At 48.4% G+C, this 13,358-nt stretch carries 27 protein-coding genes and 2 pseudogenes; all 29 read right to left on the reverse strand.

Translation table 11 applies throughout. From position 1 onward, the window contains the following. Positions 1-432 (reverse strand): annotated as a pseudogene (locus QZP87_RS11905) (DNA-directed RNA polymerase subunit alpha); the annotation flags it as partial. A gap of 66 nt (positions 433-498) precedes the next feature. Next, positions 499-1,125 carry a 30S ribosomal protein S4 gene (gene rpsD, locus QZP87_RS11910; protein ID WP_291323146.1) on the reverse strand — a complete coding sequence of 209 codons (627 nt, stop codon included), beginning with the start codon at positions 1,123-1,125 and terminating at the stop codon, positions 499-501. A gap of 17 nt (positions 1,126-1,142) precedes the next feature. Further along, the gene (rpsK, locus tag QZP87_RS11915) at positions 1,143-1,532 is read right to left on the reverse strand and encodes a 30S ribosomal protein S11 (RefSeq protein WP_291323147.1); all 390 of its coding nucleotides are present in this window, start codon (positions 1,530-1,532) and stop codon (positions 1,143-1,145) included. Positions 1,533-1,546: 14 nt separating this feature from the next. Then, on the reverse strand, positions 1,547-1,915 hold the full coding sequence (gene rpsM, locus QZP87_RS11920; RefSeq protein ID WP_291323148.1) for a 30S ribosomal protein S13: 369 nt from the start codon (positions 1,913-1,915) through the stop codon (positions 1,547-1,549). A gap of 13 nt (positions 1,916-1,928) precedes the next feature. After that, positions 1,929-2,042 carry a 50S ribosomal protein L36 gene (gene rpmJ, locus QZP87_RS11925; RefSeq protein ID WP_291323149.1) on the reverse strand — a complete coding sequence of 38 codons (114 nt, stop codon included), beginning with the start codon at positions 2,040-2,042 and terminating at the stop codon, positions 1,929-1,931. A 15-nt stretch (positions 2,043-2,057) separates the two neighbouring features. After that, complete coding sequence (gene map, locus QZP87_RS11930) at positions 2,058-2,828, reverse strand: type I methionyl aminopeptidase (RefSeq protein ID WP_291323150.1); 771 nt, start codon at positions 2,826-2,828, stop codon at positions 2,058-2,060. Positions 2,829-2,831: 3 nt separating this feature from the next. After that, positions 2,832-4,145 carry a preprotein translocase subunit SecY gene (gene secY / locus QZP87_RS11935; RefSeq protein ID WP_291323151.1) on the reverse strand — a complete coding sequence of 438 codons (1,314 nt, stop codon included), beginning with the start codon at positions 4,143-4,145 and terminating at the stop codon, positions 2,832-2,834. Between the two features lie 4 nt (positions 4,146-4,149). Further along, on the reverse strand, positions 4,150-4,596 hold the full coding sequence (gene rplO, locus QZP87_RS11940) for a 50S ribosomal protein L15 (protein ID WP_291323152.1): 447 nt from the start codon (positions 4,594-4,596) through the stop codon (positions 4,150-4,152). Further along, a complete protein-coding gene (rpmD, locus tag QZP87_RS11945) occupies positions 4,596-4,763 on the reverse strand; it encodes a 50S ribosomal protein L30 (protein ID WP_291323153.1) in 168 nt (55 codons plus the stop codon). Before rpmD ends, rplO begins: the two co-directional genes overlap by 1 nt. Positions 4,764-4,790: 27 nt before the next feature. After that, positions 4,791-5,285 carry a 30S ribosomal protein S5 gene (gene rpsE / locus QZP87_RS11950; protein WP_291323154.1) on the reverse strand — a complete coding sequence of 165 codons (495 nt, stop codon included), beginning with the start codon at positions 5,283-5,285 and terminating at the stop codon, positions 4,791-4,793. A 12-nt stretch (positions 5,286-5,297) separates the two neighbouring features. Then, complete coding sequence (gene rplR / locus QZP87_RS11955; protein WP_291323155.1) at positions 5,298-5,648, reverse strand: 50S ribosomal protein L18; 351 nt, start codon at positions 5,646-5,648, stop codon at positions 5,298-5,300. A gap of 11 nt (positions 5,649-5,659) precedes the next feature. Next, the gene (rplF, locus tag QZP87_RS11960) at positions 5,660-6,196 is read right to left on the reverse strand and encodes a 50S ribosomal protein L6 (protein ID WP_291323156.1); all 537 of its coding nucleotides are present in this window, start codon (positions 6,194-6,196) and stop codon (positions 5,660-5,662) included. Positions 6,197-6,206: 10 nt separating this feature from the next. Beyond that, on the reverse strand, positions 6,207-6,587 hold the full coding sequence (gene rpsH, locus QZP87_RS11965) for a 30S ribosomal protein S8 (RefSeq protein WP_291323157.1): 381 nt from the start codon (positions 6,585-6,587) through the stop codon (positions 6,207-6,209). An 18-nt stretch (positions 6,588-6,605) separates the two neighbouring features. Beyond that, entirely contained in the window at positions 6,606-6,791 is a 186-nt protein-coding gene (locus tag QZP87_RS11970) for a type Z 30S ribosomal protein S14 (protein WP_291323158.1), read from the reverse strand. Positions 6,792-6,803: 12 nt separating this feature from the next. Then, the gene (gene rplE / locus QZP87_RS11975; RefSeq protein WP_291323159.1) at positions 6,804-7,343 is read right to left on the reverse strand and encodes a 50S ribosomal protein L5; all 540 of its coding nucleotides are present in this window, start codon (positions 7,341-7,343) and stop codon (positions 6,804-6,806) included. Between the two features lie 9 nt (positions 7,344-7,352). Then, positions 7,353-7,673, reverse strand: coding sequence for a 50S ribosomal protein L24 (gene rplX, locus QZP87_RS11980; RefSeq protein ID WP_291323160.1), 321 nt, complete (start codon positions 7,671-7,673; stop codon positions 7,353-7,355). A gap of 1 nt (position 7,674) precedes the next feature. Then, positions 7,675-8,043, reverse strand: coding sequence for a 50S ribosomal protein L14 (gene rplN / locus QZP87_RS11985; RefSeq protein WP_291323161.1), 369 nt, complete (start codon positions 8,041-8,043; stop codon positions 7,675-7,677). 301 nt (positions 8,044-8,344) lie between these two features. After that, positions 8,345-8,614, reverse strand: coding sequence for a 30S ribosomal protein S17 (gene rpsQ / locus QZP87_RS11990; RefSeq protein WP_291323162.1), 270 nt, complete (start codon positions 8,612-8,614; stop codon positions 8,345-8,347). Beyond that, positions 8,604-8,810, reverse strand: a complete 207-nt coding sequence (gene rpmC, locus QZP87_RS11995; RefSeq protein ID WP_291323163.1) for a 50S ribosomal protein L29 — start codon at positions 8,808-8,810, stop codon at positions 8,604-8,606. Before rpmC ends, rpsQ begins: the two co-directional genes overlap by 11 nt. Before the next feature lie 5 nt (positions 8,811-8,815). Continuing rightward, positions 8,816-9,229 (reverse strand): 50S ribosomal protein L16, encoded by a 414-nt coding sequence (gene rplP, locus QZP87_RS12000; RefSeq protein WP_291323164.1) that lies wholly within the window; start codon positions 9,227-9,229, stop codon positions 8,816-8,818. A 2-nt stretch (positions 9,230-9,231) separates the two neighbouring features. Beyond that, entirely contained in the window at positions 9,232-9,867 is a 636-nt protein-coding gene (rpsC, locus tag QZP87_RS12005) for a 30S ribosomal protein S3 (RefSeq protein WP_291323165.1), read from the reverse strand. A 12-nt stretch (positions 9,868-9,879) separates the two neighbouring features. Continuing rightward, positions 9,880-10,212 (reverse strand): 50S ribosomal protein L22, encoded by a 333-nt coding sequence (gene rplV, locus QZP87_RS12010; RefSeq protein ID WP_291323166.1) that lies wholly within the window; start codon positions 10,210-10,212, stop codon positions 9,880-9,882. Positions 10,213-10,228: 16 nt separating this feature from the next. Then, positions 10,229-10,513 carry a 30S ribosomal protein S19 gene (rpsS, locus tag QZP87_RS12015; protein ID WP_291323167.1) on the reverse strand — a complete coding sequence of 95 codons (285 nt, stop codon included), beginning with the start codon at positions 10,511-10,513 and terminating at the stop codon, positions 10,229-10,231. 11 nt (positions 10,514-10,524) lie between these two features. Continuing rightward, on the reverse strand, positions 10,525-11,352 hold the full coding sequence (gene rplB, locus QZP87_RS12020) for a 50S ribosomal protein L2 (protein ID WP_291323168.1): 828 nt from the start codon (positions 11,350-11,352) through the stop codon (positions 10,525-10,527). 4 nt (positions 11,353-11,356) lie between these two features. After that, complete coding sequence (gene rplW / locus QZP87_RS12025; RefSeq protein ID WP_291323169.1) at positions 11,357-11,647, reverse strand: 50S ribosomal protein L23; 291 nt, start codon at positions 11,645-11,647, stop codon at positions 11,357-11,359. A gap of 1 nt (position 11,648) precedes the next feature. Beyond that, on the reverse strand, positions 11,649-12,269 hold the full coding sequence (gene rplD, locus QZP87_RS12030; protein ID WP_291323170.1) for a 50S ribosomal protein L4: 621 nt from the start codon (positions 12,267-12,269) through the stop codon (positions 11,649-11,651). A 10-nt stretch (positions 12,270-12,279) separates the two neighbouring features. After that, a complete protein-coding gene (gene rplC, locus QZP87_RS12035; RefSeq protein WP_291323171.1) occupies positions 12,280-12,912 on the reverse strand; it encodes a 50S ribosomal protein L3 in 633 nt (210 codons plus the stop codon). 10 nt (positions 12,913-12,922) lie between these two features. Continuing rightward, positions 12,923-13,240, reverse strand: a complete 318-nt coding sequence (gene rpsJ, locus QZP87_RS12040; RefSeq protein WP_291323172.1) for a 30S ribosomal protein S10 — start codon at positions 13,238-13,240, stop codon at positions 12,923-12,925. A gap of 5 nt (positions 13,241-13,245) precedes the next feature. Further along, a pseudogene (locus QZP87_RS12045) lies at positions 13,246-13,358 on the reverse strand (elongation factor Tu); the annotation flags it as partial.

Consider the following 13,358-nt stretch of genomic DNA (forward strand, 5'->3'; position numbering starts at 1 on the left):
AAGGGTAACGATATGCTGTTTGGGATTCAGAATCTCAACATTGTGATTCGTCTGTATAAACCCAGCCTGAACAGGGCCTTTTTCATTGGCCACCAGCTTAAGCTTCTGTGGTTCATCTTTGTTCATCCTGAATCTTACCTGCTTCAGGTTTAATACGATGTCGGTCACATCCTCCACTATTCCAGTGATGCTGGTGAACTCGTGGGGTGCATTTTCTATTTTGACGGCAACAATGGCCGCTCCTTGCAAAGATGACAGCAGTATCCTTCGTAAAGCATTGCCGAGAGTGGTTCCAAAACCTCTTTCCAGCGGTTCGCAGATAAATTTACCGTAATGTTCAGAGGACTTTTCATCCTTGTAGATCTGGTCCGGCCTTACTAAACTGGACCAGTTTCTGGTATTGATTAATTTCTCGTGGGTATGAATTATCATTGCCGCCCCTGTGCTCTAAAAATTCGGAAACACAAATACTATTAAACTGCTGCCGAACAGTCTTGGTTATTTGGAATATAGCTCGACTATGAGCTGTTCGTTGATTGGAAAAGTAATATCTTCCCTGGTGGGCAGGGCCTTAACGGTTCCCTTGAATTCCTGGTCATTGATTTCAAGCCAGTCGGGAGAACCCCTGCGGGCAAGAACATCCCTGGCTTCCTGGATTACAGGCATTTTTTTGCTCTTTTCAATGACGCCTATAACATCGCCTTCCTTAAGTAAAATTGACGGCACATCCACCCTGATCCCGTTGATAAGGAAATGGCCGTGTCTGGCAAGCTGCCGGGCCTGGGCCCTGGAATTGGCGAAACCCATGCGATAGACAACATTATCCAGCCTTCTTTCCAGCATCACCAGAAGGTTTGTTCCTGTTGCACCTTTTCTGGCATCCGCAATCTCAAAATATCTTTTGAACTGACCTTCCAGCAAGCCATACATACGCCGTACCTTCTGCTTTTCCCTCAGCTGGAGAGCATAGTCACTGGATTTTTTTCTGGTCCTTCCATGTTCTCCCGGCGGGTAGGCTCTACGCTCATAAGCACATTTATCTGTGTAGCACCGGTCACCTTTCAACAAGAGTTTAGTCCCTTCCCTGCGGCAGAGCCTGCACTTTGATTCTGTATACCTAGCCAAAGCTTAAAACCTCCTGATTAAACACGGCGCCTTTTCGGCGGTCTGCATCCATTGTGGGGGATGGGGGTAATGTCACGGATAAATGTCACCTTGAAGCCGGAAGAGTTGATGGCCCGCATGGCTGACTCCCTGCCTGCACCGGGTCCCTTGACCAGAATGCCGACTGTACGCATGCCGTTGTCGTGCGCAAGTCTGGCAGCTGTCTCAGCAGCTTTCTGGGATGCGAAAGGTGTGCCCTTACGGGACCCTTTAAAACCCACCATGCCGGAACTGGACCAGGCTACTACATTTCCGGTCTGATCCGTGATGGTCACTGTGGTATTGTTGAAAGAAGCACTGATATGCACAATGCCCGTTGGAATATTTTTTTTCTCTTTCTTTTTCTTGGTTCTTTTGGGTTTTGCCATCTATGTGTCTCCGGTTATTTCTTTTTCTTGATGGTCGTTTTCTTGGGTCCTTTGCGAATCCGGGCATTGGTGTGCGTACGTTGCCCCCTTACAGGCATGGACCTGCGATGCCTGAGCCCACGGTAAGACCCGATATCCATGAGGCGTTTAATGTCTGCATTTCTCTCCCGCCTTAAATCACCTTCAACCTTGTAATTATTTTCCAGTTCACTGCGGATGGTATTGACTTCTTCAGCACTCAAGGTGTCTGTTTTTTTGGTCCAGTCTACTCCCGAAGCATCCAGAATCTTAAGAGCCGTGGTCCTGCCGATACCATAAATATAGGTCAGCGATATCCCGATTTTTTTCTTTTTGGGCAAATCAACCCCAGCTATCCTAGCCATTATCCCCCCGCTTCTAACCTTGTCTTTGTTTGTGACGCGGGTTGCTGCAAAGAATTCTAAGCACCCGCCTGCGTCTGACCACTTTACACCTGGCACACATCTTTTTAACCGATGGCCTGACTTTCATTGTTGTTCTCCCCGACTATTTATCCAAGGTGCTGAGTATCTCCGGGCCATCCTTGGTTATGGCCACGGTATGCTCATAATGAGCCGCTAAACTTCTATCAGTTGTTCGGGCGGTCCATTTGTCCGCCATTATCTCCACCTGGTCAGAACCCAGTGACAACATGGGCTCTATGGCCAGAACCATCCCTCTCTTTAGAGGAATTCCAGGCATCCTGGAGGGAACGAAATTGGGTAATTCCGGCTTTTCATGCAGACTGGAACCAATACCATGTCCAACGAACCTTTTGATTATGGAGCAGCCGTTTTTTTGGGCATACATCTCTATAGCTGCAGATATATCATAAAGGTCGTTGCCGGAACGGGCCTGCTTTATGCCCTGATGCAAGGCAGCTTCCGTCACCCGCATCAGCCTGTCTGCTTCCGGCTCCACCTGTCCTACAGCATAGGTTCTGGCGGAGTCGCCGAAAAAACCGCGGTGCTGCACCCCCATGTCGATGCTCAATATATCACCGGGCTTGAGTTCATCCTGGGTGGGAAAACCATGCACGACTACATCGTTTAGAGAACAGCACAGGGTATAAGGAAATCCCTGATAACCCTTAAACGCCGGCTTGACTTTGTATTCTTCACACATCTCATTGGCCCTTTCTTCCAGGGCCATTGTACATATGCCGGGCTTTATGAGTGTTTCAAGTTCCTCCAGGATATGGGCTACAATCTGGTTGGCCTCTCTTAAAAGAGATATTTCATAGTCATTTTTTATAAAAATGCCCCGGAATTTTTTCAAACCCTAGCGCCTTCCCTTTATCCTGGTTTTGGTCATCAATCCTTCATAGTGCCTGGATATCAGATGCGACTGGAATTGCGACATTGTGTCCATGGCGACGACCACCACAATCAGTAGTGCGGTGCCGCCATAGTAAAACGGAACGTTGAATTCCTTGATCATAAAAACCGGCAATACGCATACAAGAGACAGGTATATCGAGCCGCTGAATGTCAGCCTGGAAAGCACGGCATCGATATATTCCTTGGTCCTGAGCCCTGGTCTGATTCCCGGTATAAAACCGCCCTGCTTTTTCAGGTTTTCCGCTATATCCTTGGGATCGAAAATTATGGCTGTATAAAAAAAACAGAAAAATATTATCAGAGCAACAAATATCAAATTATACACCAGAGATTCCGGCTGGAGATTATTGGCCACGACCTCCAGAAATCCGGCCTGGGAAAAACTGGCTATGGTAGCCGGGAACATCAGAATTGATGAGGCGAATATAGCCGGAATAACACCTGATGTATTAAGTTTCAGGGGCAGATGGCTGGTCTGTCCGCCATACATTTTGCGCCCCATCATGCGTTTGGCGTAATGGATGGGCAATCTGCGCTGACCTCTTTCCACAAAAACGATGAACAGAAGAACAAAGACAACTATGGCCATTACAAAGATACCCATGAATACCGTCAGTTCTCCGGCGCTCAACAACTGGTATACATTAGCCAGGGCCCCGGGAAATCCCGCCACAATCCCGGCAAATATAATCAGCGATATGCCGTTGCCAAGACCTCTGGCTGTAATACGTTCACCCAGCCACATAATGAAAATGGTCCCTGTAGTCAGGGTAAAAACCGTGGTCAGCCGGAAGGCCCAGCCTCCCTCGATTACCACTGAAGCCCCATCTGGACTGGTCATCTGCTCCAGGCCAATGGAGATGCCCATTCCCTGAACCAGAGTGATCATAACGGTTCCGTATCTGGTCCACTGAGTGATTTTCTTTCTGCCGGCTTCGCCCTCATCCTTCTTCCACCTGGATAAAGTGGGACTGACAACAGTCAAAAGCTGCATAATAATCGATGCGGAAATATAAGGCATAATGCCCAGGGCAAAAATAGAGAAATTTTTCAGACCGCCCCCGGCGAACATATCAAAAAGACCGAACAGGGTATGCTCGGCCCCTGCAAAAAACTCTGAAAGTGCCTGTCCGTCTATGCCCGGCAAAGGAATATGAACACCTATGCGGTATACCCCAAGTATAAAAAAGGTAAAAAGGACCTTGTTGCGCAGGTCCTTCAATCCTGATCCTCCAGTAGATGCTGGCTGTTTCAAGCTCTTATCCTTCCAGGGATTTAATTTGTCCGCCGGCGTTCTGGATTTTTTGAGCCGCGGACTTGCTGAATTTGTGGGCTGTTACCTGTAAAGAAATATTGATGTCCCCATTTCCCAGTATTTTTACCGGACGGTTGTTTGAAGCAAGTTTTTTTGCGTAAAAGTCCTGCGGGGTTATCTCGGAGGCATCCGGGAAATGGAGCATTAACTGATCCAGGTTGATGGTGCAGTACTCCTCGCGAAACCTGTTCTTGAAACCCCTCTTGGGGAGCCGCCTGGACAATGGCATCTGGCCGCCTTCGAAATGACCCGGAATGCTGGCACCGGCTCTGGACTTCTGTCCCTTATGGCCCTTTCCGCTGGTCTTACCTTTGCCGCTGCCATTGCCTCTGCCCAGTCTCTTGGAGGATTTATTTTCTTCAATAAAAGGATATAGTTCATGCAGGTTCATTATGTTACTACCTCTACAAAGCTTTGAACTTTTTTGATCATGCCCTTTATGCTGGGATTGTCCTGCACTTCTAGAACCTGATTGGGCCGTTTAAAGCCCAGGGCTTTGAGTGTTTTTTTCTGTACAGGCTTTAACCCTATAAAGCTTTTCTTGAGTTTAATCTTCATGCTGTTGCTCCTGCAATACCACTGTTACTAGCGGGCGCTGGCATATTCAACACTTTGCCCGCGCAGATCTGAAATATGTCCGGGGCTTGTCATCTGGCTTAGACCTTCTACAGTGGCTTTAACGACATTATGCGGATTGTTGGTGCCAATGGCCTTGGTCAGAATGTTTTTAACACCGGCAGCCTCCATTGCGGCGCGCACAGGTCCGCCTGCGATAATCCCGGTACCTTCACTGGCCGGCTTCAGAAGAACCCTGGCAGCACCATAGCGGCCGGTGACCTGAAAAGGAATGGTTGAACCGCTTAAGACCATTTTTACCATGTTTTTTTTAGCCTTTTCCGTGGCCTTCCTGATGGCTTCAGGAACCTGGTTGGCTTTGCCCAGCCCATAACCAATAGACCCATTGCCATCGCCTACCACCACCAGGGCGCTGAACCTGAATCTGCGACCGCCTTTGACCACCTTGGCTACTCTGTTCAAGTAAACAATTTTTTCTATAAGTTCCAATTCGTTTTGCTGCATGAATATTTCCCCTTAGAAGTTGAGACCGCCGGAACGTGCCGCATCAGCAAGTGCCTTTATCTGCCCATGGTAGTAGTAGCCGTTTCTGTCAAATACTACAGAAGATATATTCTGACTTGCAGCCTTCTCCGCCAGCTTGGCTCCAACGCTTTTGGCGGTTTCTGAATTCAGACTGCCGAAATCTTCCAGGTGTTGCGTAGAACATGCCACCAACGTACGTGCCTGTGTGTCATCGATTAACTGGGCGTAGATGTGTCTGTTGGACCTGAACACGACAAGTCTGGGCCTGTCTGGAGTACCCCTGACTTTCTTGCGTATACGGAACTTGCGCTTGATCCTTCTTTGGTTTTTGGACAACTTCATGCGACTACCTGTTATTTTTTACCGGACTTGCCGGCTTTTTGTTTAACAACTTCATTTTCATACCTGATACCCTTGCCTTTATAGGGCTCAGGCGGCCTGACCCGTCTGATGACTGCAGCAGTCTCACCCACAAGCTGTTTATCAATTCCGGATAGTGTGATCCTGTTTTTTTCTACACTTCCTTCTACGCCCCTGGGCAACTGTATGCGGACAGGATGCGAAAAGCCGACGTTGAGAACCAGGGTGCTGCCCTGCAGATCCACCTTATAGCCGACCCCGATTACATCAAGTGATTTCCTGAACCCCTGGTGCACTCCCTGCACCGCGTTGTTGATAAGAGTCCTTCTCAGCCCCCACTGCTCTCTGGCCTTGATGCTGTCCTCAGCTTTGCTGACCTGCAGTGTCTGCCCCTCAATATTGATACTGACTCTGGGATCAAGATCCACGCTCAATTCACCTTTGGGACCTTTAACTTTTATACTGGATGCCTGCTGAGTGATTTCAACACCCTGTGGAATTGTAATGGGCTCTATTCCTATACGTGACATTTTTACCTTCCTACCAGATCTCGCAGATAAGTTCACCGCCGACATTCTGCTTTAGAGCTTCCATGCCTTCCATAACGCCTTTGGATGTGGACACTATGCAGATGCCCATACCGTTTCGCACCAAGGGGATATCTGCAGCTTTGGAATATATCTTGCGCCCGGGCTTGCTGATTTTGTTCAATCCTCTGATTACCGGTTTGCTTCCACTGTATTTCAACCGTACCCTCAAATTTTTTTCATCTGATTTGTAATCCTGGATAAATCCTTTTTCGGCCATAATATCCAGGATAGCCTGCTTGCTTCTGCTTGATGGAATTTCCACCTCCCGATGCAGGGCTGTATGTGCGTTCCTTATACGGGTAAGCATATCTGCTATGGGGTCAACGGGCATAATTCGTCCTCTCTGATTCTACCAGCTTGATTTTCTGACTCCGGGCAATTCTCCTGCCAGAGACATATTCCTGAAACATATTCTGCAAATCCCGAAGTGGCGCAAGAATGCACGGGATCTGCCGCACAGTGGACACCGGTTGTAGCGCCTGGAAGAAAATTTCGGTTTTCTGTGCGCTTTTATCATTAAAGCCTTTCTAGTCACAACCTGTCCTCCTTACTTTTTAAAAGGCATGCCCAGCAGGGTAAGCAGTGTCTTGCCTTCTTTGTCGGTCTTTGCTGACGTGACAACGGTAATATTCATCCCCTTGGTCCGATCCACCTTGTCCAGACTTATTTCTGGAAAAATGGTCTGCTCTTTGATCCCCAGGGTGTAGTTGCCTCTGCCGTCCATGCCTCTGTCCGGCAGACCTCTGAAGTCCCGGACCCTGGGGAGCGCGATATTCAGAAGTTTGTCCAGAAAGGCCCACATACGGGCACGCCTCAGGGTCACAGTGCATCCGACAGGCATTCCTTCTCTTAACTTGAAGGCGGCAATGGATTTTTTGGCCCTGGTGATAACTGCTTTTTGACCGGCTATCAAGGATAACTCTTCTATTGCATCCTGGATGAGCTTGTTGTTCTGGCTTCCCTCTCCCAGGCCCATGTTAAGCGTTACTTTTTTAACCCTGGGAATCTGCATACTGGATTTGTAGTTGAATTCCTTGTGCAGTTTGGGGCTGATATCATCATTATAGTACTTCTGCAGCCTGAGCATCGTCCACTCCTAAAAATTTTCGTCACATTTCTTGCAGAAACGAACCTTTTCACCATCTTCAGTATTGCGAAAACCGGGCCTGGTGGGGTTAGCGCATGCATCACATACCAGCCTGAGATTTGATATGTGCACCGGAGCTTCTGCATCTTTTATTCCGCCCTGCTCCTGCTTGTAAGGATTAGGCTTTACATGCCGCTTGATCTTATTCAAACCCTCAACAAGCACCTTGCCTTTATTATGATAGATTTTTAGCACTTTTCCGACTTTGGTTTTATCCTTGCCGGATATAATCATTACTTTATCATTCTGCTTGATTTTCATCTTACTCATCTTACAAAACCTCTGGTGCAAGGGAGACAATCTTCATGAAGTTTCTACCCCGAAGTTCTCTGGCCACCGGACCAAAGATACGTGTTCCGATAGGGTCCATATTCTTATTTAAAAGCACGGCTGAATTGTTGTCAAAACGTATATGGGTTCCGTCATTGCGGCCTATTTCCTTTTTGGTGCGGACAACAACCGCTTTATATATGTCCCCTTTTTTAACTTTGGCCCTGGGCATGGCATCCTTGACCGAGACTACTACGATATCACCGATGGATGCGTACCTGCGCTTGCTTCCACCCAGCACTTTGATGCAGGCTACACTTTTTGCGCCTGAGTTGTCGGCTACATCCAATTTTGTCTGGACTTGAATCATTGTTCTTCCACCTTAATAATACAGTATCTGTTTAGCACTACAGCGATACTTTGTATAAATTATCGCCTCGGCCACCGGTTCCAGCTTATCGCCTTGACCACCGGGGACAGGCACTTTTGCCGACTTCAAACCGTAAAACGGCCGGACTATCCGGCGGCAAAAGAGCCAGTCCCCTTTCAGCTTATCGCCTCGGCCACCGGGGACACTCGGCCACCGGGGACAGGGGTCCCGGAGTGCCTGTCCCCTGCTTTTCTTTTTCCAGGTGTGGTTGCAAAAGGTTAAGCAACCATCATAAGCTTGCCTATACAGCCTTTTCCAGCACCTTGTTTAAATGCCACCTCTTCCTGGCGCTGAGGGGCCGGTGTTCGATTATCTGAACCTTATCTCCAATCTGGGTGTCATTCAAGGGATCATGGGCCATAAACTTTTTTCGTCTGCGAATGTATTTCTTGAGCAAAGGGTGTCTGATCAGGGTTTCCACCCGGACCACAATAGTCTTGTCATTTTTATCGCTGATGACGAAACCCACCATTTTACGCTTGTTTCCAGCTGGTTCTGTATTACTTGACATGGTCTTTTCCTGTCTGATTTTCTTTTAAAATAGAAAGTATTCTCGCAATATTTTTTCGAACCTGAGGGAGTCTCTGAGTGTTTTCCAGCTGACCTGTTGAGTGCTGGAAACGAAGATTAAACAACTCCTGTCTGTATCCCTGAAGTTGTTCATGCATATCTTCACTGGAAAGCTTGCGGATTTCGTGTGCCTTCATAATATTTACCACTCCTTTTCGACTATGACAGTCTTAATGGGCAGCTTGTATGATGCGCGCCTGAGAGCCTCTCTGGCCAGTTCTGTGTTGGCGACCCCCTGCAGTTCATAAAGAATCCTTCCTGGCTTGACAGGAGCACACCATCCCACAGGGGAGCCTTTGCCTTTACCCTGTCTGGTCTCTGCTGGTTTGGCGGTTATGGGTTTGTCCGGAAAAATCCTGATGAACACCTTGCCGCCGCGCTTGATATGGCGCATCATTGCAATACGGGCCGACTCGATCTGCTGATTGGTGATCTTGCCTGACTCTACTGCTTTGAGACCCATCTCGCCAAAATTTATATTGGTTCCACGTGAGGCACTGCCTTTTATTCTTCCTTTCTGCCTCTTTCTGAACCTTACTTTTTTTGGACTCAGCATGATTACTTAACCTCGTTTAATATATCGCCCTTGTAAATCCACACTTTGACCCCGATAACACCATAGGTGGTTTTGGCCTGAGCTAATCCATAATCTATGTCAGCGCGTAGGGTATGTAGCGGCACCCGCCCTTCCCGCAGCCATTCCGTCCTGGCGATTTCTGCTCCTCCCAGGCGGCCCGCACAGGAAATTTTGATGCCCTGGGCCCCGAATTTCTGTGCCAGACTGACCGACCTCTTCATGGCCCTGCGAAAAGCCACCCTGCGTTCCAGCTGCAATGCAATGTTCTCAGCCACCAGCTGTGAATCGGTCTCAGGCCTCCTGACTTCGTTTACCTCAATGGAAAAATCGTTTTGAAATTTCTTTTTAAGATCGCTGCGCAGATTTTCAATTTCAGCGCCCTTACGCCCGATAACAATTCCCGGCCGGGAGGTATATATGATTATCCTGACCTTATCAGCAGCCCTTTCCAGCTCAATCCTGGATATCCCGGCGTGATAAAGCTTGGATTTGAGATAATCGCGAAGTTTTCTGTCTTCAATAATGTATTCCGGGTAGTTGCTTCTGCTGTACCACCTGGAAAGCCAGTTTTTGTTGTAGCCGACTCTAAAACCGTATGGATGTACCTTTTGACCCAAGACGAATTCCTCCTATAACTCTTCTACGATTACTGTGATGTGGCTGGTTCTTTTCAAAATACGGTTCGCCCTGCCCATGGCTCTGGGCTGTATCCTTTTCAGGACAGGGCCTTCATCCACACGGACCTGTTTGACATATAGATTGTCTATATCCATACTGTAATTCTGCTCAGCATTGGCTAAAGCCGATTTGAGAACCTTCCTCAGCAGCCTTGCAGCCTTTTTGGGAGTATAAGTAAGGACATTGACCGCATCCTCAACCGGCAGACCCCTCACATTTTCTCCCACCAGGCGGGCTTTTTGAGGAGAGATTCTGATATATCTGGCAATTGCTCTGGTTTCCATTGTTTACCTGCACCCGTTATTTACGTTTGGCCTTACTTTTGCGATCAGCTGCGTGGCTGTAGAATGTCCTGGTCAGAGCAAACTCCCCCAACTTGTGACCTACCATATTTTCTGTCGCGAACACAGGTATGAATTTCTTTCCATTGTGCACGGCGAAAGTCAGCCCCACCATTTCAGGAGTAATTGTGGACCTTCTGGACCAGGTCTTAATTACCTGTTTGCTCTTGGTTTGTTGGGCCTGCTCTACCTTTTTAAGCAGGTGATCGTCCACAAAAGGACCTTTTTTGACTGATCTGGGCATGATCTCTCCTGTTATTTTCTACGCTTGTTGACGATCAATTTATCAGACGGTTTGTTCCTGCTCCGGGTCTTGTAGCCTTTTGTGGGCCGACCCCAGGGGGACACAGGATGTCTACCCCCGGAACTTCTGCCCTCACCACCTCCCAGGGGATGATCTACGGGATTCATGGCAACACCCCTTACCTTGGGCCTTTTACCCAGCCACCTGTTGCGTCCGGCCTTGCCTATGCTGATATTTTCATGCTCCACATTGCCTACCTGGCCTATGCTGGCTGTATTAGCAGCCAGAACTTTACGTACTTCTCCTGAAGGCAGTTTAATAAGAGCATACTTGGATTCCTTGGCTACCAGCTGGGCATAAGTGCCGGCAGACCTGGCCATCTGACCGCCCCGTCCAGAGGTCAGCTCGATATTGTGAATTATTGTGCCTACAGGAATGCGAGACATCGGCATGGCATTGCCGGGCTGAATGTCTACGCCGTCTCCCGCCTGTACCCAGGCCCCTGTTTTCAGTCCAACCGGTGCCAGGATGTAGCGCTTTTCACCATCCTGGTAGGACAGCAGGGCTATGCGTGCACTGCGGTTCGGGTCATATTCTATTGATAACACCTTACCCGGCACATCCAGTTTATTGCGCTTGAAATCAATCAACCTGTATTTGCGCTTGGTGCCTCCACCCCGCCTGCGGGATGTAATCCGACCGTAATTGTTACGCCCGCTTTTCTTGCTTAATCCCTGCACCAGTTTTTTTTCAGGCTCACTTTTTGTAATTTCCTGAAAATCGGAGACTGTTTGAAAACGTCTACCCGGTGAAGTCGGCTTTAATTTTTTTATAGCCATTTATCTAAACCCCTTCGAAAAATTCTATCTTCTCTCCAGCGGACAAGGTGATAAACGCCTTTTTATATCCGGCTATTTTTCCGCTGACTCTGCCGAATTTCTTACGTTTCAATGGCCCTCGCCGGATCATATTGATCTTGTCGACCTTGACATCGAATATGGTCTCCACGGCATTTTTGACCTGGTACTTGTTTGCCCCCGGATGAACCGCGAAAACAACCTTGTTCTGATACTCCTTTAAATCATTGGATTTTTCAGATACTAAAGGACGGAGCAAAATCTGTGTGTTGTGCATTTTAGGCCAACCTTTCCTGCAGCTTTTCAACTGCCTGTTTTTCCATGACCAGTTCCTGATGCTTCAGAACCTCGTATACATTGATGCTGTCCTGGGTGATCACTTCCACGCCTGGCACGTTTCTGGCCGAAAGCTCAAGAGTATTACTCTTTTCTGCGGTAACAATCAAGGGTTTTTTAAGGCCAAGATTGTTTTTTATGTTGACAAAATCTCTGGTTTTAATCTTGTCCAGCTGTATCCTGTCCAGGACCTGCAACTTGTCCTGGGCATACTTGGCACTTAACGCCATTTTCAGAGCCAGCCTTCTGACCTTTTTGTTGAGCTTTATAGAGTAATCCCTGGCCTTGGGACCATGGATGACAGCACCACCGCGCCACAGGGGGGATCGTCCAGTACCCGCCCTGGCCCTGCCGGTACCTTTTTGTCTCCAGGGTTTGCGCCCTCCTCCGCTGATGATGGCCCTGTTCTTTACCCCCACCGTACCGGATCGCACAGCTGCCCTGTGAGCACGTACCGCCTGATGCAGCAATTCGGGTTTTACGCTCACTGAAAATACATTTTCCAGGAGATCTATATCACCCACTTCCTGGTTGTTTTGTGAATATACTTTTGCGCTTATCATGAAGTCCTCATTAATCCTGCTTTTGTAGCACGACAAAGCCGTCCTTGGGGCCGGGCACCTGGCCTTTGACAAGTATCACGTTTTCCCTGGATCTGACTGAAATAATCTCAGCATTTTTATAGGAGACGGTTTTGTTGCCCATACGCCCAGGCATTTTCCTGCCTTTGAACACTTTTCCGGGATCGGCGCACTGACCTATGGCCCCTGGTGACCGATGAACTTTTTCATGGCCGTGGGTCCTTGGCAGACCGCTGAAATTCCAGCGCTTCATAACACCGGCAAAACCTTTACCCTTGGATGTCCCTGTAAGTTTGATCCTGTCGCCTGGTTTAAAAATTTCTACGCTTAGTTCCTGCCCCGGTTCGTACTCATCTACGTTATCAGGGCTGAACTCCATAAGTTTTCGGTAATAACCCATGCCGGCCTTGGCCTGATGTCCCCGGGCCGGCTTGTTCAGCCTGTGCCCCGCCATGGCATCAAAGCCGATCTGTATAGCCGAGTAGCCGTCTTTTTCCTGGACTTTTTTCTGGATTACAGGACATGGGCCGGCCTGAATCACGGTTACTGGAATGAATTTGCCGTCATCGCCGAAAACACTGGTCATGCCCAGTTTTTTGCCTATCAGTCCGATTGTGCGTTTCATAGCTTTTCACCTACAGCTTTATCTCGACGTCAACGCCGGCAGGCAGATTAAGTTTGCCCAGAGCGTCTACTGTCTGTTGAGTGGGTTCCATGATGTCTAGTAATCGTTTGTGCACCCTCATTTCAAACTGTTCTCTGGACTTTTTGTCCACGTGGACCGACCTGTTGACAGTATACTTGTGTATCTTAGTCGGCAGTGGAATCGGGCCGGCTATGCCTGCTCCGGTATTTTTTGCTGAATCCACTATCTCGGTCACCGCCTTGTCCAGAATGCGGTAGTCATAGGCCTTGAGCTTAATCCTGATACGGTCGCTGTTCATTGTTGTCATGTCTATTACTCCACGATTTCCGAGACCACGCCAGCTCCTACAGTACGCCCGCCTTCGCGGATGGCGAACCGAAGACCAGGATCCATGGCTATCGGTACTATCAGATCCACGTCAAAAG

It is taken from the genome of Desulfonatronospira sp., from assembly GCA_003563255.1.
Taxonomy (GTDB): domain Bacteria; phylum Desulfobacterota; class Desulfovibrionia; order Desulfovibrionales; family Desulfonatronovibrionaceae; genus Desulfonatronospira.